We start from the raw sequence: 25,227 nt of genomic DNA on the forward strand, positions 1-25,227 counted from the left end.
TCACCTTATATTCTCTATTAAAGATTTTTTGCATCTTTTATGATTTTATATAGTGCATTCATACAATCCATAGGTGTCATATTCATTATATCAACCTTAGCAATATTCTTTAAAAATTCATCCTTTTTTATGTCTTCAAAGCCCAATTGAACTATTTCACTATCTTTTTTCTTTTTTTGCTTTATATTCTTTTCCTTTGAAACTTTACTTATAGAATCAACAGCAATTTCATTTTTATTTTCTCTTTCCAGCTCCTCTAGTATTTCCTTTGCTCTAGAGGTTACTTTTTCAGGAAGTCCTGCAAGCTTTGCTACCTCTATACCATAAGATTGGTCTGCGCCCCCGGTGACTATCTTTCTCAAAAATACAATATCATCTTGAATTTGCTTCACTGCTATAGAGTAATTTTTAAGACCATGAATTACTCCTTCAAGGGAAGTTAATTCATGGTAGTGGGTAGCAAAAAGAGTTTTACATTTTACATCCTTATTGATACATAGATATTCTACCACAGACCAAGCTATACTAAGCCCATCATAAGTACTAGTGCCCCTTCCAACCTCATCTAATATAATAAGACTTTTAGTAGTGGCATTCTTTAATATATTTGAAACCTCCCACATCTCTACCATAAAGGTACTCTTTCCTGCAGCCAGATCATCAGAAGCACCAATCCTTGTAAATATTTTATCACAAACTGAAATAATTGCCTCCCTTGCTGGAACAAAGCTTCCAATTTGAGCCATAACAACTATTAATGCTACCTGCCTCATATAAGTTGATTTACCTGCCATGTTTGGTCCTGTAATTAACATAAGCTGTTCATCTGTAGTGTTTATCTTAGTATCATTAGAAACAAAAGCGCCTGCTGAAAGCATGTTTTCTACTACAGGATGTCTTCCCTCTTTAATTTCTATAGCTCCATCTTCAACTATTTTAGGCTTACAATAGTTATTTTCTAAAGCTACAGTGGCAAAAGAACAAAGACAATCAAGTTCAGATAACAATTTTGCACTCTGCTTCATTCTGTCTATGTGTTTTGATATCTCATCTCTTATAGATACAAAGAGCTCATATTCCACATTTATAAGTTTTTCTTCAGCACCAAGAATTTTTTCTTCCATTATTTTAAGCTCTTCAGTTATATATCTCTCACAATTTGCTAGAGTTTGCTTTCTTATATATCTTCCTTCAGGCACTAAATTTAAATTAGACTTTGTAATTTCTATATAATAACCAAATACTTTATTATAGCTTACCTTCAAAGATTTAATACCGGTCTCTTCTCTTTCACTGCTCTCAAGCTTTGCTATCCACTCTTTTCCATGAGCCTTTGCCTGGCGAAGTTCATCCACATTGTTATTATAACCATCTTTAATTATATTTCCCTCTTTAACAGAAACAGAAGGCGAATCTAAAACAGCACTATCTAAAATATCATATATATCCTTTAAATCATCCAGCTTCTCGTATATTTCTCTTAACAAAGTACTTTTAGAATCCTTTAATATTTCCTTTATACCAGGTAATTTTTCTATAGAGTTTTTAAGAAATATTAATTCCTTTGCATTTACACTAAGAGTAGATATCTTGCCAACCAATCTTTCAATATCATAAACTTGCTTCAATGCATTTTTTAAATCTTCATGAATAGATAAATTTTCTGTAAATTCTTGTACTGAATCAAGCCTTTCATTTATAACTTTTGCATCTATTAAGGGCTCTTCTATCCACCTTCTAAGCTGCCTTCCTCCCATAGCGGTGCTGGTTTTATCTAATACCCAAAGCAGTGAACCTTTTTTACTTTTTTCCCTGAGAGTTTCTGTAAGTTCAAGATTTTTTCTAGAATTAACATCAATACTCATATAATCTATTACATTATAATGGGTAATATTATCAATATGGCCTAAAGAAATCTTTTGAGTATCCATTAGATATCTTAATAATCCGTTGGCACTACCTACAATTAGATCATCATATTTTTTCTCCTGAAAATTTAAAAATTGTTGTTTTAAATTTTCATAGGCACCCTTATTAAAAAATTCATCTTGAAATTTAGTAAAAGAGCAGTTAAATCTTTCCTTTATAGCTTCCAATAATTTTTCATCTAAGCTCTCCTGAATTAATATTTCCTTTGGTGAATACTTTGATATTTCATTTATAATTAACTCCCTTTCCAAATTCCAGGAAGTACAATTAAATTCTCCTGTGGAGACATCTGCTATGCTAATACCAAATTTATCTTCATCTACAAAAATACTCATTATGTAATTATTCTTTGTATCCTCCAAAAATGAAGAATCCGTATAAGTACCAGGAGTAACTATTTTTACTATTCCTCTTTTTACTATCCCCTTAGCCGCTGCTGGATCTTCTAGCTGCTCTCCAATAGCTACTTTATAACCTTTACTTATAAGTTTGGTTATATACATATTGGCAGAATGAAAGGGCACACCACACATTGGCGCCCTTTCAGAGAGTCCGCAGTCTTTTCCTGTAAGAACTAGTTCCAATTCTCTTGAAGCTGTTTTAGCATCTTCAAAAAACATTTCATAGAAATCACCAAGTCTAAAGAATAATATACAATCTTTACATTTTTCTTTTACACTCATGTACTGCTGCATCATTGGTGTTAATCCCATATATACAACTCCCTATCTTTCTAAATTTAAGATACTTTTTATGTTTATATATTTGGCTTCAATTCATCAAGTAATCTGTGAAAATTTTAATTATATTTAACTTCTTTCTTAGCAACTTTTACAAAAATATAAATATACCAATACTTACAGAGATTACTTGCCAAATTCAATTTTAAATCTCTTCACCATATAATGAAAAGGACTGTGCCTTCGTTATTTTCACTTTAACTAAATTCCCTATATTTTCTTTTGAACCTTCAAAATTCACTAACTTACCTGTTCTAGTCCTTCCCATAAGCTTAGTTTCATCATTTTTACTGGTTCCCTCTACTAATACTTCTACAATTTCATTATTGTATTCCCTATTTTTTTTAGCACTTATTTCATTTACTAAATTTACAAGTCTATTGAATCTCTCATGCTTAACCTCTTCACTAACCATTTCATCCATTTCTGCTGCCGGCGTTCCCTTTCTAGGGGAATATAAAAAGGTAAAGGCCGAATCGTACTCTACTTCTCTTATCAAATCTAAGGTATCTTTGAAATCTTCTTCGGTTTCTCCTGGAAAACCTACAATAATATCTGTACTTAAAGCTATATTGGGAATTTCTCTTTTTATATTCCTTATAAGATCAATATAGTACTCCTTGTCATAATGTCTATTCATCTTTTTAAGAAGTCTTGAAGAACCAGATTGTACTGGCAAATGTATATGCTCACAAATTTTTTCACCATCTCTAACTGCTTCTATTACCTTAAAGGATAAATCTTTAGGATGGGATGTCATAAATCTTATTCTCTCTAAACCTTCAATCTTATCTATTCTTACGAGTAAATCTGCAAAATCCAAAGCTGGACTTAGATCCTTTCCATAAGAATTTACATTTTGGCCTAATAGAGTTATTTCTTTATAACCTTCCTTTACAAGTTCTCTTATTTCTTTCTCTATATCCTCAGGAGTTCTACTTCTTTCTCTTCCTCTCACATAGGGAACTATGCAATAAGTGCAAAAATTATTACACCCATACATTATAGTTACAAAAGCCTTAATTTTACTAAGTCTATCTACAGGTAATCCCTCAACTATCCCCTTTTCCTTATCCCATATTTCAACGATGGATTTACCTTCTTGCTTAACTCTATTTAAATACTCTGGCAGCATATGTGAATTGTGAGTTCCAAAAATTATATCTACAAAGGGAAATTTTTTTATAATGGTACTTGCCATGTCATCTTGCTGCATCATACATCCGCAAATCCCAATTATCAAATTAGGATTTTTTTCCTTAACGCTCTTCAAAGCTCCCAAATTTCCAAAAACCTTCTGTTCTGCATTTTCTCTTACACAGCAGGTATTAAATATGATCAAATCAGCACTTTTTTTATCATCCGTCTTTTCATAACCACTTATTTTTAACATTCCTGAAAGCTTTTCAGAATCTTCCTCATTCATCTGACAGCCCCAAGTTTCTATATAAAATTTTTTAATATTATTTTCCATTAATTTCACCTCTTTGCTTTATCAAACCTTTAGCCTTTGTTTTAGGCACATTCAAATAAATAACTACTTTGACTTACTATTTATTTTCATATGCTTTAACTAATATGTCTCTCTTGTCATCTATTTTAGAATGCCTAATACATTATACTTTATTTTATATCAAAATAAAAGCTTATAGCTTTTTGTAATTTTTTAAAAAATTACTTTAATATTTTATATGAAATAATTAAAATCTTGTAAATTTTTAGAATTATTTTTGAATATGGTGAGAATACTAGTATAGAAATAAATCCACTTTATCCGATGACTAGCCGCTGTAGCACTCCACCGCACTCTGTGAAAGCGATCAAATACAAAATAAATTTTGTTTTGCCTGCTTGCACACAGCGAAAGTGATTCACACAAAATTAAAAATTTTTGTTCTCTGCTTGCACTCTATGAAAGCGATTCACAGAAAATCAAAGATTTTTGTTCTCTGCTTTTCTAAAGGTGGAGATAACACCGGCACGTCCCTGGATAATTCATCTAAAATTCAGTGGGAATGCAAACTCCCACTGAGTAAGATTCATTGATAAGGAGGTTATTTTATATGTATGATGCTAAATTAGAAACAAAAGATGAAGAGCTAAAATATGAAACAATTAAAGATAGAATGTATTTTGAAAGAATACCTAATAGAAATCTATTAAATACCCCTACATCCTATGTACCCTTTGATGACCTTTTTGAATAACATTAGGAATAAAGAGAAGCTATTTAAAATACTTGAAAAACATTTTAAACAGCTCTTCTTTAAATATAATGGAATAAATACGCAGGACAATAAATATATTAAATTTATTGTCCTGCTTTTAGAATATTTATTTTTAATGTACTTTAAATTTCCAGGTGCATATTTCCTTTTTTACTTTAAAGCCAACATTTCTATATAAGTTTAGAGCAATAGTATTTGAAGAATCCACTCTTATAAATATCTCTTTAAAATTATTTTTTTTCGCTTTAGAGAGCAAAAATATTAAAAAAAGCTTACCATAACCCTCACCTCTGAATTTGTCAACAATGCCAAAATTAACAATTACGGGAGTGCCATCATTTATTATTATCTGTCCATAACCTATAATAAAATTTTTAAGTTTTATAAAAAAACATCCTTGCTGAAAATAGTAATTTTGGCATTGGTCGAAGTAGATATCCTCAACATCTAACGGAGTTCTTCCATCTTTCTTAAAGATATCATTTTGTATGTCACATCTTTTTTTCTCATCTCTATTTAAAATTAGATTTTCAATAACTATATCATCTTTAATTTCAAAATTATAATCATTATCTAAGGAACAGCACATTTCTAATGTTCCATTCATAGCCTTGAAACCTATATCTTTTAAAGTTTTAAAATTATAATCATTTTTTTCACATTCATAAATAAAAACACCTTTGTTACTAACTGCATATAATAACTTTTCATAGCATTTTTTTAAATTTAAATTATTACTTGGTACTACATTCATTGCTTCTATAGTATAAACTGCTCTAAAATTATTTGTAGTCCAAATATACCCTATGGATTCCTCACCGTGATTTAAAATTTTAACCCTTTTCCTTTGAAAATATTTTTGAATAAAATTTAAATTATCATAGATATTGAAAAAATCCTTATTTAAATTATTAAATTTAGTCCCAAAAGCTCCCAACTTTTTTAGACTATAAATATTTGTTTTATTTAAATCTATACAATTGTACATACTAACCCTCTTACACTTTATACTGATTTAAAATATTTTTAAAGAAATAAATTATTTATTACCTACAATTGATTAAAAAATTATATTTAAAATCCATATATTTTATATTTATCTCACAAGAAATATATTAGAGTAAATTCCACTTTTTATTTGTTTTTATATGCATAAGTATAAATATTTATGTCATTGTTGTCAATTGATTGGATTATTATTAAACAAAATCATACAAATAAATTTTGTAAGCCTCAATAAATTTTTGCTGTTTGTGATTAAGCCTGATAATCCGTTTTAATTTATGCATGTATTTACTTTCTTCCCAATCCTTTTTTTTAACATATCTCTTTTTACCTAATTTCCAAAACTTTCTTGGGAAAATAATATGTGCCAGCATTATTTCTAGTTCCTCTAAAGAAAGCTTATTTACTGAATTGTAGGCTTCTATTAAAATTTTAGCTTTGCTAAAGTCCCATTTATAATGACTATTATACATAAGTCTATTTATCATTTTACCCAAATCGTAAATTTTTAGATTAATTACAATGCTATCTAAATCTACTATATAGTAATCATTCTCTTTTTTTATTATATTCTGATAATAATAGCTGTCATGACAAATTGTTTTATTTTTATAATTAAATTTGTAATAAGAAGACTGATTTAGTAAATTCAGAGCAAAAATACCTCTAAGATAAAAATACTCTATATTTTTTTCATATAATCTATCGAATTCATTAATAGTAGTTTTATTATTTATAATTTCTTTGTAATTCTTTATATCACTAAGGTACTTTGTAAAAATTTTATTCCAATTTTTTGTGTTATCTTTTAAATATAATTTTCTTTTATCTATTTTGCTGCTAGCTAAATGAAATTCTCCTAATAATTTAGCACAATTAACAGCCTCATCTAAATTTTTCATGGTACATTCATTACCACTAATCCACTTAATTACATAAAAAATAAATCCTTTATACTTCACAAAAAATTTATTGTTTTTAGTTCTTATATATTCTGGTACCTTATTAAAATTATTTTTTTTTAATTCCTCTACAAGAATACTTCCATTTATAGGTTTCATTTTGCCATGTTTTATTCTTTTTAAACATAAAAACTCATTTTCTGTTTTTATCTTATAAGCACTTCTTACTTTTTCTATACAATTAATTGTTACATCGTATTTATTCATTACATTTTTTATCATGCTTATTTCATAATCTGTTAAATCATTGGTAGTATTGAAGTTCTTAATTTGTTCCATACAAATCCCCCTATACTCTCAATGATAAAATATATTATTTATAAGCATAATTTATTACAAAAAGTAAAAGGCATGCCTTCCATAAATCATGTTAAACGCATACCTTTTACTCTTAATTAAAATATCTTTTACTTATATTTTTTATAATAATTATTATAATTAATCAACAGTTTCTTCAACTTCTTTTATACTAAGACCTATTTTTTTATCTTCCTTATTTACATCAAGAATTTTAGCCTTAACTTCTTCTCCTATACTAAGTACATCTGAAGGCTTAGCTATTCTCTTGTGGCTTATTTCTGATATGTGTACAAGTGCATCTACACCTGGTTCTAACTCAATAAAAGCACCAAAGGTAGCAAAACGTACAACTTTACCTAATACCACTGAACCTACAGGATATTTTTCCTCTACATTTATCCAAGGATCTTCAACTAGTTTCTTAACACTAAGAGATAATTTCTTGTTTTCTTTATCTACATCTAAAATATATACTTTAATTTTTTCATCAACCTTTAATGCATCAGAAGGTTTTTCTATTCTTCCCCAGGATATTTCAGATACGTGTAGAAGTCCATCAACCCCATCTATATCAATAAAAGCTCCAAAGTTTGTAAGTCTCTTTATCTGCCCTTCTACTATTTGGCCCTTTTCTAAAGACTCCCAAGTTTTTTCTTCTGATTCTTGCTTAACTGACTTTAACAAATCTCTTCTTGAACCTACAATTCTAGTAGTATTTCTTCTCTTTGAAAATTCAATTATGTTAATTTCTAATTCTTTTCCTACATAGGCACTCAAATCATCTACATGATAAAGTTCTATATGGGAGGCTGGAATAAATACTCTTATGCCTTTATATCTTGATACAAGTCCTCCATTAACTTCTTCTTTTACCAATACCTTTATGGAAGCTTTACTCTCAAAGGCTTCTTTTATAGCTTTATGTCCCTCATCTCTCTCAAGTTCACTTCTTGAAAGGACTACATAATTATCTTCATTTTTTAATTTTATTACCTTAGTTTTTATTTCTTCGCCTACAGTAAATAAATCAGTTAATTTTACATTTGGGTCACTGGTAACTTCACTTAAAGGAAGTATACCATCATTTTTGTATCCAATATTTAAAAATGCTTCTTTGTCATTAATTTGTATTATTTCTCCTTTTAACAAGGCACCTACATAAACCTTTTTTTCATTTTCATCCATCATTCTAATTACTTCATTCATACCTTCTACATTTTGTTCATCACTCATTTTATTTATTGCCTCCTTTATAATCCAATCTGGTGTTGAAGCTCCTGCTGCAACGCCTATTATAATATTATTCTTTTCTTTATATAATTCATCAGGTATTTCACCTGAATTTTCTACATGTATTGTATTTTCACAATTGCTTTTACATATTTCATAGAGCTTAGTAGTATTGGAACTATGATGTGCTCCAATTACTACCACCACATCTGAGTTTTTTGATAATTCTTCAGCCTTTTTTTGTCTTATCTCTGTAGCACTGCATATAGTATTAAAAGATACTGCATCTTTAGCTTTTTCTGACACTGCTGATAATACTTTTTCCCAATTTTCCTGTTTTTCTGTAGTCTGTGCAACTACGCATATTTTTTGTGAAATATTATCTAGGTTTTCACCTTTTTTGGAGATAATAGCTCTATTACCACACCAGCCATTTATACCCATTACTTCTGGATGATCTTTATCTCCAACAATAATAAGTTCATAGCCATTTTCACTATATTCTTTTACTTTTTCATGTATTTTAGCCACAAATGGACAAGTAGCATCCACAACATTTAAATTTTTATCTTTTAATAATTTTAGTATATCAGGAGAAATACCATGTGATCTTATTATAACAACATCACTTTCCTTTAATTTATCTATATCTTCAATATCTATTGCATAAATATTATTTTCTTCCAGATATTTAACTACATCATTATTATGAATTAATTGTCCTAAGGTATAAATTTTTTTATTGTATTTTTTTTCTGTACTCGTTGCTATATCAACAGCTCTTTTTACACCAAAACAAAAACCTGCACTATCTGCTAAAATAATTTTTTTCATCTAAAAACCACCTCAGAATTAATCTAAGGCATCTGAAAAAAATAACAAGTCAAAGGTGCGACGAATATTTTAAATCCAACAAAGAAACAGGTTCTGATGATAGTGAGCTATCAGAGGGTTCTGTTGACGCAGTAGGATTCAAAATAGGTTATCATACTGACTAAGTTATTTTTTGAAGATGCCTGAAGCTTCACAAATATCTTTTCTTATACAATTAGTTATAAAATCTACTACTTCCTCAATAGTCATCTCAGAAGAATCTATTTCTATAGCATCTTCTGCCTTAGTTAAAGGATTCACTTCTCTATGGGAATCTATGTAATCTCTTTTTATTATGTCACTAAGTATTTTTTCATAATCTACATTGATACCTTTATCCATAAATTCTTCAAATCTTCTCCTTGCTCTCTTTTCAGGAGAAGCAGTTAAATAAAATTTAAAGGAAGCATCCTTTAAAACCACAGTTCCAATGTCTCTTCCATCCATAACCACATCATATTTTTCAGACATTTTTCTTTGAAGTCTTACAAGCCTTTCTCTTATTTCAGAAACAGCAGCATAATTTGATACCTGTTTACTGATATCAGGCATATTTATTTTATCACTTAAATCCTCATTATTCACAACAATTTTATCTTCATCAAAATGCATTTCTAAAGAATCTGTAAGTTTACATAATTTTTCTATTTCTGAGTAAGTTATATTGTTTCTAATGGCCACTACAGTTATGGCTCTGTACATTGCTCCCGTATTTATATACATAAGATTAAAATTTTTGCCTATTATTTTTGCTATGGTACTTTTACCTGCTCCAGCAGGCCCATCTATGGCTACAGACAATCTCAATTATAATCCGCCTTTCTTACACAAAAGTTCACTTTTTATATATTCTATAAAAAAAATTAAAATCCTTTAAACTTATTATAAATTAACAAATTATTATTTTTAAGAATATCTTAAAGACCTTAATCTATATTTTCTCCTGCCAGGTGTCCTGTAGAAAAAGCTATTTGTATATTATATCCGCCAGTATATGCATCAACATCCATTACTTCTCCTGCAAAGGATAAATTATTTATTAGCTTTGATTTTAAGGTAGAAGGATCTATTTCTTTTATATCCACTCCTCCTGAAGTAACTATGGCCTCTTCAATTCCACGTAAGCCCTTAACCTTTAAAGTAAAATTCTGTATAATATTAATCAATTTTCTTCTTTCCTCTTTCGTTATAGAATTTACTTTTTTATTTTCATCTATACCTGAAAGATTAACAATAGTACTTATTAACTTTTGAGGAAGTAATTCATTCAAAGAATTTTTAAAGTCCTTATTTGAAAATTTTATAAAGTCTTTTTGTATCCTCTTATCCAGTTCCTCAATTTTTAAAGCTGGCTTTAAATTTATCACTATAGACATATCAGCTTTTTCATCAATAATTCTACTGGCTTTTAATGCAATAGGACCAGATACTCCGTAATGGGTAAATAGCATTTCTCCAAATTCTCTGTATACTGTCTTCTGATTGTTTTTAATAAGTAGCTCTACATTTCTAAGAGAAAGGCCCTGAAGATCTTTTATCCATGGCTCTTTAACTTCTATTGGAACAAGAGAAGGTTTGATTTTAGTAATGTGGTGACCAGCTTTTTTAGCAAAAGTTAATCCATCTCCTGTAGAACCTGTTTGAGGATAGGATAATCCGCCTGTACATATTATAAAATGATCCCCCTTAATTACCTTGCCATCATCTGTAATTAAACTTTTTACACTGTCATTTTCTATATTAATACTACTTATCTGTGTATTCAACATAATCTCTACATTTTTATCATCTAAAGATCTCCTTAATGCATTTATTATATCGGAAGACTTATCAGATTTCGGGAAAACCCTATCTCCTCTTTCTACTTTTAAATTTACTCCCATTTCTTCAAAATAATTTATAATATCAATATTATTATAGGTATATAAAGAACTATATAGAAATTCAGGATTTCCAGGAATAAAATCAAAGAATTCACTAATATCCTTATTATTGGTTACATTACATCTTCCTTTACCCGTAATATATAATTTTTTTCCTAATTTTTCGTTTCTTTCAATTAGTAATACTTTATTTCTTTCAGCAGCTGCCATAGCAGCCATAATACCTGCCGGTCCTCCACCAACAACTATAACTCGTTTCAAGAAATCACTCCCTCTATGATCTTCGATTTTCTTTAATATACTCCCTATAATCTTTAAATTCTTTAGTATACTCGCAAATAAAAAAAGCGACTATGTCGCTTTCGCCGGTAACAAAATTCCTTAAAGGCTTAACATATATGGTAAACTTTAAATATAAGTTTTATCTTTCCTCGTTAGCTTTAAAGGAATACACTTGATATTCTTTCCATATATTTTCTAAATCTTCAAAAGTACGTGATATTTTTTCTTTTTCTCTAAGTCCAACAGCTACAATTAATGCATTTATTACACTTAAGGGCGCCACTAAAGAATCCACAAAAGATGCCATATTACTCTGTGCTATCAAAGTATAATCAGCTTTTGTGGCTAAAGGTGAAAGTAAGCTGTCAGTTATAGCTACTACCTTTGTACCCCTACTTTGTGCATAATTAAGTGCTTCTATAGTTCTTATAGCATACCTTGGAAATCCTATGCCGATTACAAGATCCTCATGAGATATGTTAATTAGCTGTTCAAATATATCACTCATACCATAGGCAACTATATTAACATTATCTAAAATTAAATTTAAATAGAAACCCAAAAACTCAGATAATGCTGTTGAACTTCTAAGACCAATTATATATATTTTCCTTGCTGCAAAAATACAATTAACCACATCTTCAAAAGCACGATGATTTATTTTTTCCAATGTAGTCCTTATATTTTCCATATCAGATTTTAAAACACCCTTTAATGCATTTTCTTCACTTATAAAATTATTTGAAAGTTCTAATCTTTGAACTGTAGTTAATTTATTTTTTATCAATTCCTGTAAAGCTTTTTGTAATTTAGGATAACCACTAAAGCCCAATTCATTGGCAAATCTAACTACCGTAGATTCACTTACTCCAACACTTACACCTAATTTTGCCGCTGTCATAAATGCAGCTTTATCATAATGCTTTAATATGTACTCAGCTATTAATTTCTGACCTTTACTAAGTCTTTGAAATTTTAGTTGAATAGTTCTCATCAAATCCTGCTTGCCACTTTCCTCACTATTATCCATAACAAATCAGCCCTTTCTTAAAAATGAAGCCTATGTAAAATATTCATTTAATTTTATCATCAAATTATAAATTTTTCAATAATGTATTCATTTTCAATACATATTTTTCATGAATTAATTCATTTATCAAAAAATTTTGACAAATGAATTATAAATTTTTAAGATAATCTATTTCACTAACCTCTAAATATCTCCATTGTCCCTTTTTTAGACCTGTATTTAAAGCTATTTTACCAATAGATAATCTTTTTAAAGTAATTACAGGATGCTTGATGGCCTTACACATCCTTCTTATCTGCCTCTTTTTACCTTCATGTATTGTAATTTCCACTTTGGACTTTTCTTCATTGCCTTCAATTATCCTAATCTCCGCTGGTGCTGTAATATAATTACCTATATCTATTCCATTACAAAATCTTTTTATCTCTTCTTTGAAAGGCTGCCCTTTTATAGTGGCTTCATAAACCTTATCTATTTTTTTACTGGGATGTATTACTTTATTATACACCTCTCCATCATTAGTCATAATTAATAATCCCGAGGTATCATAGTCAAGCCTGCCTATAGGAAAAATTCTTTCATTTACTTTTACCAAATCCAGTACAGTTTTTCTTCCTCTTTCATCCTTTAATGTACATAAATAGCCCTCTGGTTTATTGAGCATAATATATACCTTTTTTTCTTCAAGAAAAATTTTATTTCCATCTACCAAAACCTCATCCAAATCTACATCTATTTTAATACCTAGTTGCCGAGCCACAACACCATTGACCTTTACTCTTCCTTCTTCTATTATTCTCTCACAGCTTCTTCTTGATGCTACTCCACAACTTGCCATAAATTTCTGCAATCTTTCTTCCATAATAATCACCTATTAAGTAACCAAAATTCAACCTCTAAAAACTAAACTGTTGAATTAGTTAGTATTTTGGCACATTCAAATAATTAACTAGTCAGTATGCTCGCATCTTTGACTTACTATTTATTTTCATATGTCTTAATTAATAATATATTAATTCATTTTTATTTAAAATTATTTTTTGTATAATATCAAGCTAAACAATCAATCCATGTTTTAGTGAAATTTAGTAACACAAATGGATACGTATGTTAAATTCTGAACTTGTTTACCTATAATATAAATTCACATATTGAATTATATATTTTATATTCATGAAAATCAAATAATATAGTAATATTTTTTTCTGTATATTGATTTCTATTTTGTTAACAATAACATAGAGGTGATATTATGATAAGAACTATTGGCGTAGAAAAAGGCTTAAGTAATGTAGAAAGTTTTTTAAAAAGCAGAGGCTACAACGTTAAGGAATTTGAGACTACTGAAATCAATGACAAAAATTTTTTAAACAGTGTTGATTTTATAGTTTCCACTGGAGAAAATGAAAACTTTATTGGAATTGAGAATTCTTCTACAAAGATTCCAATTATATCAGCTGAAGGCAGATCTCCTGAAAACATTGAAAAGCAAATAATAAGAATACAATAGATCTTTCTAAAATACTAAATAATAGAGCTTAGTGAGCATAGCCTAAATTGCTTAAATTCCTCACTAAGCTCTATTTTTACTTTATAGAAATTTAAATTTTTTTAATAATTGTATCACTAACATTTCCACAATATTGGACATACCAATACAATTAAAATTGCACCTTTGCTTAATATCAATTAATAGATGTTATTTAAATAAAATAACTGTTTTACTAGTAAAGATAATTTGTTGTACTATAGATATTCAAAATTGATTTATGAGGTTATTGTTATTATTTACTAACAATGATAAAATAAGCTTATAGAATATATTTTAGGAGGTGCTTAAAATGAGTAAAAGAATTAAAAATTTAAATGAACTCAAAGACGCCACTATAGATGCTTCTAAAGTTACTGCTAAAAAGGTAATTGATGCGTCTGAAACTGCTAAAGTGAATATACAAAAAAATTTAAATGAACTCAAAGATGTTTCCAAATCTACAGCTCAAAAGGTAAGGGTTGCTTCCAAGACTGCCCAAAAAACAATAGCTAAGACTTCCGAGGACATAGCAAAAGCAGTTAACATAAAGGGGATTAAAGAAAATATAGAGCCACCTTTAAACAAGTCTAAAGAAAATATACAAAAGAATTTAAGTGATTTAAAGGATGTTACCCTGGATGTTTCCAAAGCTACTGCTAAAAAAGTATTAAATGCTTCAGAAGAATTAGTAAACTCTGTTAAATCTAACATAAATAAACCTAAAGCTTTTACTAAATCTATCTATATACAATATTTAGGTAAAGAAATAAGCGAAGACTACTTAGTAGAACAATTTAGACTAAAATGGTCTGAAACTCATAAATTATCAGATATAGTAGATTTAAAAATCTATTATAAAGTTGAGGAAAACACAGCCTATTACTTAGTAAATAATGAAATTACTCTATCCATAAAATTCATCTAAGCTTTTATCTCACCAGTATAAATTCCATAAACATAAAAATTATTTTTTAAAGACACTATGAAAACTTTATAGTCATCATAGTGTCTTTTGGATTTTAATAAATTTATTATGTAAATGCTCTTAGCAACTAATTTTTCATATTTACTTATATTTTTTTCAGCTTGTCCGCATAAATAATAGTAACATTTTTAATTTTACTTACCATAGGTACACTCCTTTCGTGAATAAAAAAGATTTTTTTATTACAATATTAATAAAGTACTGTATTCCAAATTCATATGAATAATTTGGAATACAGTACTTTATTTTAGAATTACGATTAAATTATTTAGAAATTAATGATTATTATATTGCTTTTGTTCTCTTTAAATAAATGTACAATTTTGATAAGGCCTCTTCAATTATGCCACCATTTTCAAAAGCATGTAAACCACTGAATATTAACATCTTTTCAGCTTTATTCCCAATTTTATTTACTAAAACGGCATCATATTTTGAAAGCAGACTTATCCTTCCAATTAATTGAGAATCATCATGTCCTCCAGAGCATGAACCACCTCCACAGCTACCTTGAGAACCACTGCCGCAGCCTCCACCAAGACTTCCACTGTGAGTCCTATCTAAACTACGTACTTTTTTTGAACTATATTTTTTACTTTCATTGATTATGTCTTCTTCCTTAATATCAAATGTTTCAATATACTGGTTAGTGCCATCTTCAAAAACTTCAAATACATAAAATTTATTTCCACTCCCAAAATGTTGATCAATAACCTTTCCATCACTGCTTCCTACAGCAATTTTAATAGACATAAATAATTCCTCCTTAAATTTACAAATAATTTAAGAATGCAATATTCGAATACATAGAAATGTTCTATAATACCAGAAGACTGCATTCATCATTAGGTTATATTTCTTCAGTTCAATTTGAAAAACAATTTTAATTTCTTAAAAATATTATTATATTTAACCTTTTTTTAATTCATTAGTTTATATAGATATAGCGTTAACTCTTTGATTGAAATTCTTATTACTTAAAATAGAAGAGTAAATTTCTTCAATAAGATTTAATCCCCCAGTATAACCAATATAAGTTTTATTTACAATTAGTTTATCTAAAATTGGATTACTTATATAAACTACTGGTGCATTTAAATCTTCAGATAACTTATCTTCCCAGGTGCTTCCTAAAATGAGGGTTTTTCTAGGAATATTTACATCATTTCTTATTATTTTTTCTATAGATCCCCCATCGTTTTCAAAAAATACCTTTCCTTTATATTCCTCATGAATTCCTTCAAATATATTAGTAACATTATCTTTATATTTTTCTGGAACATTATCTATTAAAAAAGCACCCTTAGGAACATATCCTAATTCATTAATTAGGAAATTACTCGCACCTATTGCATAAGCAGAATCAGCAATAGTATACAATTCAAAAGGTAATCCTGCCCTTCCTTCAGCTATAAAGTCACCAATATCTAAAAAGTATTTATAAAATGAAAATTCCTCTTCCTTTATTACTTGTTCAACCTTATCTTTATCAAGATTTGCAAACTCTCCAACAGTTCTTAAAAATTTACTAGTTGCAGCAGCACCAACAGGCAACTCTTGATAATGAAGAAATTTAGTTCCAAATTTTCTTTCAAGAAGTTTTGCCGCCTTTAATCCAACCCATGGGTTTAGCACTAAATTAAATTCTGCATTAGGAATATCCTTCCACTCTTCAACACCTTTACTCTCATACCCAAAAAGTATATTTACTTCTAAGCCTATGGCAGTTAAAATTCTTTTTATTTCCTTTAAATCACCTCTCCAAAATGGATCTTGATTTGGAACAACTGAAAATACATTTACTAAGCCCTTTCTAACCTTTGGCTTAGCATCTCCTATATATTGTTCAATTATGCTTTTTATGACAAGCTCATGACCTACGTAGTTACTTCCTTTAAAACCTGCTGTTTCTGCATTAATAACTGGTTTTCCTTCTCTTTGATATTTACTAGCTATAGATATAACATCATCTCCAACTATATCTGCTGTACATCCTGTCAAAACCACAAATAAATTACCCTTAAGTACCTTTAATGCACCATCAATTGTTTCATCAAGTTTCTTCTCTCCACCAAAAACTATATCCTTTTCTGATGAATTTGTGCAAGGTATGTGGGTTCCTCCAAAATCACTTTCCCCTTGATAACCTGCTGATGTTGTTAAAGCCAATGAAACTTTGTTACTGCAGCCAGGTCCACAGTGTAAAACTGGTACTGCTCCTCTTATTGCAAGAACCGTATGTTGTGATCCTATTGCACAAGTATATCTTGGCTGTTCAATTACGTTACCCAAGTTTTTTTCCTCCCTTTGCAAATGTAAATGAGTCTTGTTTTGACCACCAATCCGTATATGGTGACTCAAAATGTTTAGCCAATGTTTCAACATATTTTTGCGTCCTTATTGCCTCATAAACTTTTTCTCCTAAAGCAACTACTCCATCATAACCTATTATCATGTTTGGATCAGCTAAATGAAAAGCTGGGATACCTAATTTATTAATTACTACTGCAATGCCTGGATGCCTTGCAAGTACAAAATCAGGTTTAAATTCCTTTAATATATTTGTAAATTGATAAGGCTGCTTATTAGTTACACAATAATTTTCAACATCTCCAATATGCTTTAACATGTTCCCTACCGTATTAAGTTCTTGATAATCATTATCATAAGCTTGGTCGTGGTGGAAAGCTACCGCTCCTATTACTTCAAGTCCTAAGGAATCAGCAGCACTTACATAGCTTTGAACAATTGCATCTCCAGCCATAATATATATTTTCTTTCCTTTTAGCTTTGCTCTAAGATCGTCCAATTTGGGCTTAATTTTCTCATGTTCTTCCTTTATTACTTCTTCAACTCTTTCTTCCTTATTTGTCATTCTCCCTATTTCTCTTAACCATTCATCAGTCCATTTTATTCCTGTTGGAACAGGTGCCCTAACCTCAGGTACATCAAATTCACTTTCTAAAGCTGCTGCCACATATGAAGCTAGAGTTTCACATATGTTTGCTGTTGCCACTGCATCTGATATATTCTCAATTTCTTCAATAGTTGAAAATGGGAATAAATATCTTGGTTTTAAATCAAGTTTTCCTAATAAATCATCAAATACGTGAGCTCCCTGAAAATTAATAATATTTATATAATTAGTCTTTTTACTAGACTTCTTAACTATCTTTCTTAATATTGCATGCCCAGATGCATCAAAGCCAGTTGTCCAAACTTTAGATTTAAATCCTTCACAATAAACAGGTACAACATTAATACCCGTTTCTTTACTTAAATTATCTGTTAAACTTTCTAAATCTTCTCCAATAATTCCTGAAGCACAGGAGGCAGTTACAAATACTACCTTTGGATTAAATCTTTCTTTTGCAAGCAGCACAGCTTCTCTTAATTTACCTGATCCACCATATATGGTGTCTTTTTCTTCAAGATTTGTACTTATAGCTTTAAAATTTCCAGTATCTATTCCTCTCAAGGCAGATCCTCTTCTAATATTATTCTGCGCCGTAGCAAAATCTGATGCACAGCCAATTGGTGCATGATTTATAACTACAGATCCAATAATATTTGATACAATTCCAAAAGCACAGGAAGATGAACAAGCTCCACACTGGCTAAAACTTCTTTCCTGTGGTTTTATACTACGCTCTAGAGATTTTTCATAAATATCTTGTGCAGAGCCATTATAAGATATAATTGCCCCTAATCTCTTATCTCTTATATCTAGTTCTGGTAAATTTAGATTTATTGCCATTTAAATCACCTCTTTATTTTTTGTTAAATATACTATTAATTCCTTTTTATAACTCTCTAATTCAAATATTTACATAAACAGAGTTCTTGGTATCAGGTGGAGTTTTTATTCCATCTGATGCTTAGAAATCGTTATCCAGGGACGTAGCCACTCTTTACTTCTACTTTGAAGAAGATAGGAGTATTAGAGTGGGTAGTTATCGGATTAAATCAGCTGTAATCCTCAAAGTATTTTGTGAGGTCTCTGCAAAGTAGAATATAATCTCATAATTAACACATCCTTTTTTTCTAATATTATTACAGGTTTCTAAATAATATAAAACAATCATGTAATTAATGGTTAAAAATTAAATTACAACCAAAAAAAGAGCACAAAATTCAATAAAGAATATTTGTCCTCCGGTTTTCCAGTTAGAAAATAATTATTTCTATATTTTTGAAGTAATAACACTATGTAGCAAGCTGTTAATTTATATCCACGTTTACATATATGTTTTATATGATTTTCAGTTTATCTTATTACTTATCTATTGTCAATAGTTTTTTAATTTTATTGCATTACCAGAAACAGTATTTTTATTACTTTTAAACTTGCCAATATTATATATAGTATATGTAATCATTTACATTATTTTTAATTACAGCATAGGATAAATTTCTATTTTACTTCAATTCACCCTTAATTTCCCAACCAGGATAACATATATACACATCTTCCAGCTGCAATATCATTTCAGCTATCTTCGTTTGAGCTTTTCCCGAAAAAGAGGACACTTCAGAGTTAGGGATTATCTTTAAATCGCAATATTACTATTGTTTTCATCTTATAGAAATTTCAATTAAGTTTTACTAAGATGCTATCAAAATTTTATATTTATCTCTAAATTGAGATGGTGTCATATACTCTAATGCTTGATTTTTCCTTAATAACAATTTCTCTCTGTAAATTTCATTCATAAATTCAAAAAATAACCTATCTGTTCTAATAATCGAATATAGAACAAGTATCTTTGATGTTTCTATATTACCTTCTGATATTTTATATATTATGTATTCATCTAAGTCTTTTAGTCTTACAGCAATTATTGATGCAACTTCCTTCTTTCTGGCTTCACTTTCAAGCTGAAAGATATTATCTTCTATTGATTTCATCTTTATATCATCAATACTAAGTCCTTGTTTTACAAGGCTTGCATCCTTTTTTGTTTCTTTATATAAGTATGGTCTGAACTTAATAATAGATTTATATTCCATAGTTTTGATTCCTCCGTGGTCCAGTTTTATAATGATTATTATGCCCTATATAAAAAGTAAGTTACTACTAATTAACCTGCATTAGTAACACAAATTCCCTCATATAAATATGCTATTATAAAGGTCTTTATTTAACATTTTGGAGGTCAGAATATGAATTACGAAATAAAGGATTGTATTGATGCTGGAACAGAATATTGCCCATGTCATCTTGCTGAAACCGGTGATTGCCTACTTTGTTCCCATCTTCAAGGGAAAAATTTTTGTGATTGTACGAACTGGAAAGGAGTTTGTATATATCAGGAATATGCCTGGAATGGAAACCATGCAAAAAACTTAAGGAAAGTATCACTATGCAAAATACTGAAAAAAGAGTTATTAGATACAAATGTTATTTGCTTTACTATAATTGCGAAGCATAAGCTTGTTCAAGAACTGTCACATCCTGGTAGTTTTATTTTTGTAAGAAATCCTAAAAGCAGCGGATATTTTGATGCTCCAATTTCAATAATGGATACAGATGTAAATGAAAATATTATAAAAATAGTAATTGAAACAAAAGGCATAAAAACTAAAACCATTGATGAACTTAAAGAGAATGACAACATAGCTATAAGAGGACCATATTGGAATGGTATCCTTGGTTTAAAAAATATATATCAAAGTAAGGATGGTACCTCTTTAATAATTGCCAGAGGTATTGGAATGGCACCCATGGTACCTGTAATGAAAAAATTATATGGAAACGGCAATGAAATTATTGCCGTGGTTGATAAAGGTAATTTCAAAGATATTTTAATTAAAGAATATCTTGATTTATGCAATGCTAAATTAATTCAGTGTAATATTTTAAACACCGATGGTACCCTTTCTGATGAACTAAAAAGTATTATAAATAAATATGAAAAAGATATAAATATTATATATTGTTCCGGTCCAGATATATTTATAAGTAACCTTCTAGAAGCAACTAGCGATGATACTAAAATAGCCTGCTGTAATAATGCAAGAATGTGCTGTGGTGAAGGCATATGCGGTACCTGCAGTACCCGATATGATGATGATATAGTAAAAAGATTGTGCAAATTACAAATTGATCCCAAATATATATTTAAAGGCAGAAGGTCATTATAGTTAAGATTTCAATGAATTTATTGAGGAGGATTATTTTATATGAAAGTTATAATTATTGGAGGCGGCTGGTCTGGCTGCGCAGCAGCTATTACTGCTAAAAAAGCTGGCGCAGAGGTTGAAATCTATGAAAAAACTGATTTGCTATTAGGACTTGGAAATGTTGGTGGCATAATGAGAAATAATGGAAGATATACTGCCGCAGAGGAACTACTTGCTCTAGGTGCAGGGGATTTAATAAACATAACAGATAAAAATACAAGACATAGAAATATTGATTTTCCAGGACATAAACATGCCTGGCTTTATGATGTAAATAAAATTGAGCCATCAGTTCGTAATTATTTAAAAGATCTAGATATATCAATAAATTTAATAAAAAGAGTAATAGACGTAAAAAAAATTGACAATAAAATAGAAGGAATTTATCTTTCAGATGGCACTTATATAACTGGAGATGTATTCATAGAAGCCACTGGTTCAACTGGCCCCATGGGCAACTGCTTGAAATACGGTAACGGATGCTCCATGTGTATACTCAGGTGTCCCGCCTTTGGACCAAGAGTAAGCATAAGTAGCAGAGCAGGTGTTGATGATTTGCAAGGTCAAAGAGAAGATGGAAATCTTGGTGCCTTTAGTGGCTCCTGTAAGCTTGCTAAAGAATCACTGAGTCCTGACATAGTTGAAGAATTGGATGAAAAAGGTGTAGTTATACTAAAAATTCCTTATGAAGATGTAAACTTAGATAAGCTTAAAATAAAAGTTTGCCAGCAGTATGCTCTAAAGGAATTTGCTGAGAATGTGATACTTTTGGATACTGGTCATGCAAAACTCATGACAACTTTCTACCCCTTAGAAAAGCTCAGAAAGATACCTGGTCTTGAAGGCGTTAAATTTATAGATCCCTATGCAGGTGGTAAAGGAAATTCTATTCGTTATTTATCTGTTGCACCTCGAAATGATGATATGAAGGTAAAAGGTATTGATAATCTGTTTTGTGGTGGAGAAAAAAGCGGCTTATTCGTTGGACATACGGAAGCTATATTAACAGGTTCTCTGGCCGGCCACAATGCTGTAAGAAGTGCTCTTGGAATTCCATCTTTGATTTTGCCAAGAGATTTAGCTACAGGAGATCTCTTAGCTTTTGCAAATTACAAAATGCTGGAAAAAGACGGAAGAAGAAAGCGTTACACCTTTGCTGGTTCTGAATACTTTAAAAGAATGATCGAGTTAGGTTTATACACCACAGATAGAGATGAAATAAAACGAAAGGTTGAAAAATTAAATCTTACTAATATATTTAATCAGAAACTAGTTTAGAAAAATTTTTAATATGAAAATATAGGAGTCTGTCAATAATTTTGTGTATCTCAACAAAAAATTTTTCCAATATGAATATATGTTTTATTTTAAGAGGATGATTTTGTAGATTATCCTCTTAATTTTTACATTGAATTTAGTAGACAAACACTATTACTATTATTCACCATTATTTCAATAACAACATAAAACTTACTACATCTGTGAAATTGACTAGGCAATGTACTAATATAGCTAATTTTAATGAATCCTTTTTATATACACAATAATACAATGGTAACATTCCTAGAATTCTTGCTATAATAAGCCAAGGTGACCAAAAATGATAAACTGAAAATAATATTACATTTAATAAAACACTGTATTTTCCCATCCATCTGGATTTCTTTCTATATTAATATAGTCTGGTCTAAAAATTATTTTAGTACTTAACCTAAGAATTTTTATAATATACTTTTCGAAGAATCAAAATATATTCTTTTAATTGATCATAAGCTTGAGGAATTTGGTTATAGCCATTATCCTCAAGTGATTTATATAGTGAAATATATTTTTCCAAAATTCCGTTCATAGACATAATTATTAATTCTATGGCCTTTTGCTTATCGATATCATCCCTGAACAATGTATAGTCAATATCCTCCACAGTTAGCTTATATCCTTCAGCATATAATTTATTATATCTAATCTCAATATCAGCTTTTAATTCTTCCGGAATATTTATAAATGCAGTTGCAAAGAACTGATAAGCTATTGGTTGTTCCATTGCAATAGAAAGTTTTAATTCAGCCCATTCTAAAATACGTTTAAGAATGTCAGGATTATTTATCTTCATCTTTTTCAGCATTAAATTTACATAGAAATTAATTGCATAATCCAAAATATATAGGTAAAGCTTCTTCTTGCTATCGAAATAGTTAAATAGGGAGCCTTTTGAGATGCCTGCATTTAAAACGATATTATTAGTAGAGGCATTAACATAGCCATTTTTACTAAATTCTTTTATGCAGGCATCAATTATTTTCTTCTTCTTTTCTTCTGGAAGTTTTTCAAAATTAGTACACAATTACTTCACCTCATATTATTTGTTTAGTAGCATTTAGTTATGAAAATTCATGAATTTCTAATGGTAAAGGCTGTTTATTGATCCATGCAGACAGCACCTCATTGAATAGTTTTGGATTTGAAAGTGAAGCACCATGCTTTACATCAGGCATAATATATCCTTTGCAGTTTGGATTTGATTTCACCAAGGCAATTAAGGATTTTTTCATGATACTTGGCTCCTTAGAACCTATAAGAACTAAGGAAGGTACAGTCATTTCTTTAAAAGTATCAGGTAATTTATAATTAAAATATCCAATCATAAAAGTTGAAAGTGTTTTTGCAGTAAGAGACTTAGTATCCTGATAGTATGTTTCAAAAGAGCTATCACTAATATACATATCTTTAGCTTGAAACCTAGCAAATTTTCTGTTGTGGGCAAGAGGTATTGACCACTTTACCATTAATGGTATCATGGAATTTAATAGTTTAAAAGATCTGACAATACCACTGTTTATCAGAGTACGCTCAACTAAATCCGGTCTTATGCTAAGAATATCCACAACTATTTGTGCCCCCAGTGATAAACCTACAAGAATAACTTTTTTCCCCTTTGCTTTTGTTTCAATAATTTCAATAATTTTTTCGGTACAATCCCTGGTTGATATGTACTCTTCACGCTTGCTATTTCCATGACCAGGCAAATCAGGAGTTAGACAGTAATATTGATTTTTAAAAAATTCAACTTGATTATCCCACATCCAACTGCTCAATCCTCCTCCATGAATGAAAACTATAGGTTTTCCTGATTTATTACCGGTTTCACCACAAAATAAAGTCATTATAAAACGCCCCTTTTGACCATGCAGTCATTTATGAGTATATTATAATATTTTAGTTACCGTATGGTCAAGGCTTAATTTTAGCTTCTTTTCAGTTTGATATATACATTTTTGCTTTAACAGTTATCATTTTACAATTGTTTATCAATCCAATTTATGCTTTAAAAAACTTTATTAGAAAATTATTCACTAAAAAATATGATAAATTTTAATTATATAATAAGGTTATAAATATAGAGCCCAGCGTTCTTCTTTTACCAAGTGATATATCCATGAAGTATTATTTTTAGATTCAGTTAAATTAAATCCATAACTTAAATATATATAATTAAGTTTTATTTCAAGATAAAATATAGATAAGTATTTTTCAATTATACCTATTCTTAATTTATTCCTCTTTGATATCATTTTTATTAAATAATTGAACTTCTTGAGCATAATTAACTCCCCATTTGCATAGAGCTGATAAAACTGGTAAGAGACTTTTCCCGAAATCAGTAAGCGAATATTCCACTTTGGGCGGCACTTGAGTATAAACAAATCTATTAACTAATTCACTTTCTTCTAACCCTCTAAGTTGTTGAGTAAGCATCTTTTGAGTAATGTGTGGCAAAGTTCTTTTTAACTCACTAAATCTCATAGTTTTTTCAGCTAAATGCCAAATAATAAGTGGTTTCCATTTACCACCTATAACGTCTAAAGTCAATTCCATAGAGCAATTGTATTTAATATTTTTAAATTTTATCATTGTTTTCACTCCTCGTATACGCTCTAAATAAACAATGGCTACTCAATTTTTAGTATACAAATAGATACTATATCACTTATAAGTGCCTACTTTCTAATAATACTACTATGGTATATATTATAACTTATAAATCATTTTATCATAGTAGTTTAAA

At 29.4% G+C, this 25,227-nt stretch carries 23 protein-coding genes; 6 read left to right on the forward strand and 17 right to left on the reverse strand.

Translation table 11 applies throughout. The features are described 5' to 3' along the window. Positions 1-17: 17 nt before the first annotated feature. On the reverse strand, positions 18-2,642 hold the full coding sequence (mutS, locus tag CLOPA_RS12580) for a DNA mismatch repair protein MutS (protein ID WP_015615815.1): 2,625 nt from the start codon (positions 2,640-2,642) through the stop codon (positions 18-20). Between the two features lie 172 nt (positions 2,643-2,814). Beyond that, a complete protein-coding gene (gene miaB / locus CLOPA_RS12585) occupies positions 2,815-4,143 on the reverse strand; it encodes a tRNA (N6-isopentenyl adenosine(37)-C2)-methylthiotransferase MiaB (protein WP_015615816.1) in 1,329 nt (442 codons plus the stop codon). 589 nt (positions 4,144-4,732) lie between these two features. On the opposite strand from miaB, the gene CLOPA_RS25090 reads away from it, so the two are divergent. Then, positions 4,733-4,876, forward strand: a complete 144-nt coding sequence (locus CLOPA_RS25090) for a hypothetical protein (RefSeq protein WP_015615817.1) — start codon at positions 4,733-4,735, stop codon at positions 4,874-4,876. Positions 4,877-5,009: 133 nt separating this feature from the next. Here the strand turns inward: CLOPA_RS25090 and CLOPA_RS12590 are convergent, their stop codons facing one another. The 7 genes from CLOPA_RS12590 to CLOPA_RS12620 form a co-directional block, all read right to left on the reverse strand. Beyond that, positions 5,010-5,885 carry a GNAT family N-acetyltransferase gene (locus tag CLOPA_RS12590; protein WP_015615818.1) on the reverse strand — a complete coding sequence of 292 codons (876 nt, stop codon included), beginning with the start codon at positions 5,883-5,885 and terminating at the stop codon, positions 5,010-5,012. Between the two features lie 211 nt (positions 5,886-6,096). Continuing rightward, positions 6,097-7,143 carry a CotS family spore coat protein gene (locus tag CLOPA_RS12595; protein ID WP_015615819.1) on the reverse strand — a complete coding sequence of 349 codons (1,047 nt, stop codon included), beginning with the start codon at positions 7,141-7,143 and terminating at the stop codon, positions 6,097-6,099. A gap of 159 nt (positions 7,144-7,302) precedes the next feature. Next, positions 7,303-9,228: a bifunctional 4-hydroxy-3-methylbut-2-enyl diphosphate reductase/30S ribosomal protein S1 gene (locus tag CLOPA_RS12600; RefSeq protein WP_015615820.1), complete on the reverse strand. Its 1,926-nt coding sequence runs from the start codon at positions 9,226-9,228 to the stop codon at positions 7,303-7,305. Between the two features lie 165 nt (positions 9,229-9,393). Then, positions 9,394-10,074, reverse strand: a complete 681-nt coding sequence (gene cmk, locus CLOPA_RS12605; RefSeq protein WP_015615821.1) for a (d)CMP kinase — start codon at positions 10,072-10,074, stop codon at positions 9,394-9,396. Positions 10,075-10,193: 119 nt separating this feature from the next. Then, complete coding sequence (locus tag CLOPA_RS12610; RefSeq protein WP_015615822.1) at positions 10,194-11,411, reverse strand: NAD(P)/FAD-dependent oxidoreductase; 1,218 nt, start codon at positions 11,409-11,411, stop codon at positions 10,194-10,196. A 160-nt stretch (positions 11,412-11,571) separates the two neighbouring features. Beyond that, the gene (locus CLOPA_RS12615; protein ID WP_015615823.1) at positions 11,572-12,462 is read right to left on the reverse strand and encodes a MurR/RpiR family transcriptional regulator; all 891 of its coding nucleotides are present in this window, start codon (positions 12,460-12,462) and stop codon (positions 11,572-11,574) included. A 148-nt stretch (positions 12,463-12,610) separates the two neighbouring features. Next, positions 12,611-13,324, reverse strand: coding sequence for a pseudouridine synthase (locus CLOPA_RS12620; protein ID WP_015615824.1), 714 nt, complete (start codon positions 13,322-13,324; stop codon positions 12,611-12,613). Positions 13,325-13,714: 390 nt separating this feature from the next. Between CLOPA_RS12620 and CLOPA_RS12625 the strand changes: the two genes are divergently transcribed. Together CLOPA_RS12625 and CLOPA_RS12630 are read left to right on the forward strand one after the other, a co-directional pair. Then, on the forward strand, positions 13,715-13,972 hold the full coding sequence (locus tag CLOPA_RS12625; protein WP_015615825.1) for a YkuS family protein: 258 nt from the start codon (positions 13,715-13,717) through the stop codon (positions 13,970-13,972). Positions 13,973-14,303: 331 nt separating this feature from the next. Then, on the forward strand, positions 14,304-14,918 hold the full coding sequence (locus CLOPA_RS12630) for a DUF6465 family protein (RefSeq protein WP_015615826.1): 615 nt from the start codon (positions 14,304-14,306) through the stop codon (positions 14,916-14,918). 345 nt (positions 14,919-15,263) lie between these two features. Here the strand turns inward: CLOPA_RS12630 and CLOPA_RS26490 are convergent, their stop codons facing one another. Continuing rightward, positions 15,264-15,731 (reverse strand): dinitrogenase iron-molybdenum cofactor biosynthesis protein, encoded by a 468-nt coding sequence (locus CLOPA_RS26490; protein ID WP_015615827.1) that lies wholly within the window; start codon positions 15,729-15,731, stop codon positions 15,264-15,266. Between the two features lie 41 nt (positions 15,732-15,772). On the opposite strand from CLOPA_RS26490, the gene CLOPA_RS24405 reads away from it, so the two are divergent. Then, a complete protein-coding gene (locus tag CLOPA_RS24405) occupies positions 15,773-15,865 on the forward strand; it encodes an IS3 family transposase (protein ID WP_431602579.1) in 93 nt (30 codons plus the stop codon). 46 nt (positions 15,866-15,911) lie between these two features. Here the strand turns inward: CLOPA_RS24405 and CLOPA_RS12640 are convergent, their stop codons facing one another. The 3 genes from CLOPA_RS12640 to CLOPA_RS12650 all read right to left on the reverse strand — a co-directional run bounded on the left by CLOPA_RS12640 (position 15,912) and on the right by CLOPA_RS12650 (position 19,988). Continuing rightward, positions 15,912-17,270, reverse strand: coding sequence for a nitrogenase component 1 (locus CLOPA_RS12640; RefSeq protein ID WP_015615828.1), 1,359 nt, complete (start codon positions 17,268-17,270; stop codon positions 15,912-15,914). After that, positions 17,263-18,735: a nitrogenase component 1 gene (locus CLOPA_RS12645; RefSeq protein WP_015615829.1), complete on the reverse strand. Its 1,473-nt coding sequence runs from the start codon at positions 18,733-18,735 to the stop codon at positions 17,263-17,265. Before CLOPA_RS12645 ends, CLOPA_RS12640 begins: the two co-directional genes overlap by 8 nt. 848 nt (positions 18,736-19,583) lie before the next feature. Further along, a complete protein-coding gene (locus CLOPA_RS12650; RefSeq protein WP_015615830.1) occupies positions 19,584-19,988 on the reverse strand; it encodes a BrxA family protein in 405 nt (134 codons plus the stop codon). A 153-nt stretch (positions 19,989-20,141) separates the two neighbouring features. Here CLOPA_RS12650 and CLOPA_RS12655 point away from each other — a divergent pair, with 153 nt between their 5' ends. Both CLOPA_RS12655 and CLOPA_RS12660 read left to right on the forward strand, forming a co-directional pair. After that, on the forward strand, positions 20,142-21,122 hold the full coding sequence (locus CLOPA_RS12655) for a sulfide/dihydroorotate dehydrogenase-like FAD/NAD-binding protein (RefSeq protein WP_015615831.1): 981 nt from the start codon (positions 20,142-20,144) through the stop codon (positions 21,120-21,122). A gap of 39 nt (positions 21,123-21,161) precedes the next feature. Further along, the gene (locus CLOPA_RS12660) at positions 21,162-22,439 is read left to right on the forward strand and encodes an FAD-dependent oxidoreductase (RefSeq protein ID WP_015615832.1); all 1,278 of its coding nucleotides are present in this window, start codon (positions 21,162-21,164) and stop codon (positions 22,437-22,439) included. 169 nt (positions 22,440-22,608) lie between these two features. Here the strand turns inward: CLOPA_RS12660 and CLOPA_RS24410 are convergent, their stop codons facing one another. The 4 genes from CLOPA_RS24410 to CLOPA_RS12680 all read right to left on the reverse strand — a co-directional run bounded on the left by CLOPA_RS24410 (position 22,609) and on the right by CLOPA_RS12680 (position 25,073). Next, positions 22,609-22,812: a CPBP family glutamic-type intramembrane protease gene (locus CLOPA_RS24410; RefSeq protein ID WP_080648312.1), complete on the reverse strand. Its 204-nt coding sequence runs from the start codon at positions 22,810-22,812 to the stop codon at positions 22,609-22,611. Positions 22,813-22,872: 60 nt separating this feature from the next. Then, positions 22,873-23,505 carry a TetR/AcrR family transcriptional regulator gene (locus tag CLOPA_RS12665; RefSeq protein WP_015615833.1) on the reverse strand — a complete coding sequence of 211 codons (633 nt, stop codon included), beginning with the start codon at positions 23,503-23,505 and terminating at the stop codon, positions 22,873-22,875. A gap of 37 nt (positions 23,506-23,542) precedes the next feature. Further along, positions 23,543-24,325: an alpha/beta fold hydrolase gene (locus CLOPA_RS12670; protein WP_015615834.1), complete on the reverse strand. Its 783-nt coding sequence runs from the start codon at positions 24,323-24,325 to the stop codon at positions 23,543-23,545. A 388-nt stretch (positions 24,326-24,713) separates the two neighbouring features. Next, complete coding sequence (locus CLOPA_RS12680) at positions 24,714-25,073, reverse strand: winged helix-turn-helix transcriptional regulator (protein ID WP_015615836.1); 360 nt, start codon at positions 25,071-25,073, stop codon at positions 24,714-24,716. Between the last annotated feature and the right edge of the window lie 154 nt (positions 25,074-25,227).

This window comes from Clostridium pasteurianum BC1 (assembly GCF_000389635.1).
GTDB lineage: Bacteria > Bacillota > Clostridia > Clostridiales > Clostridiaceae > Clostridium_I > Clostridium_I pasteurianum_A.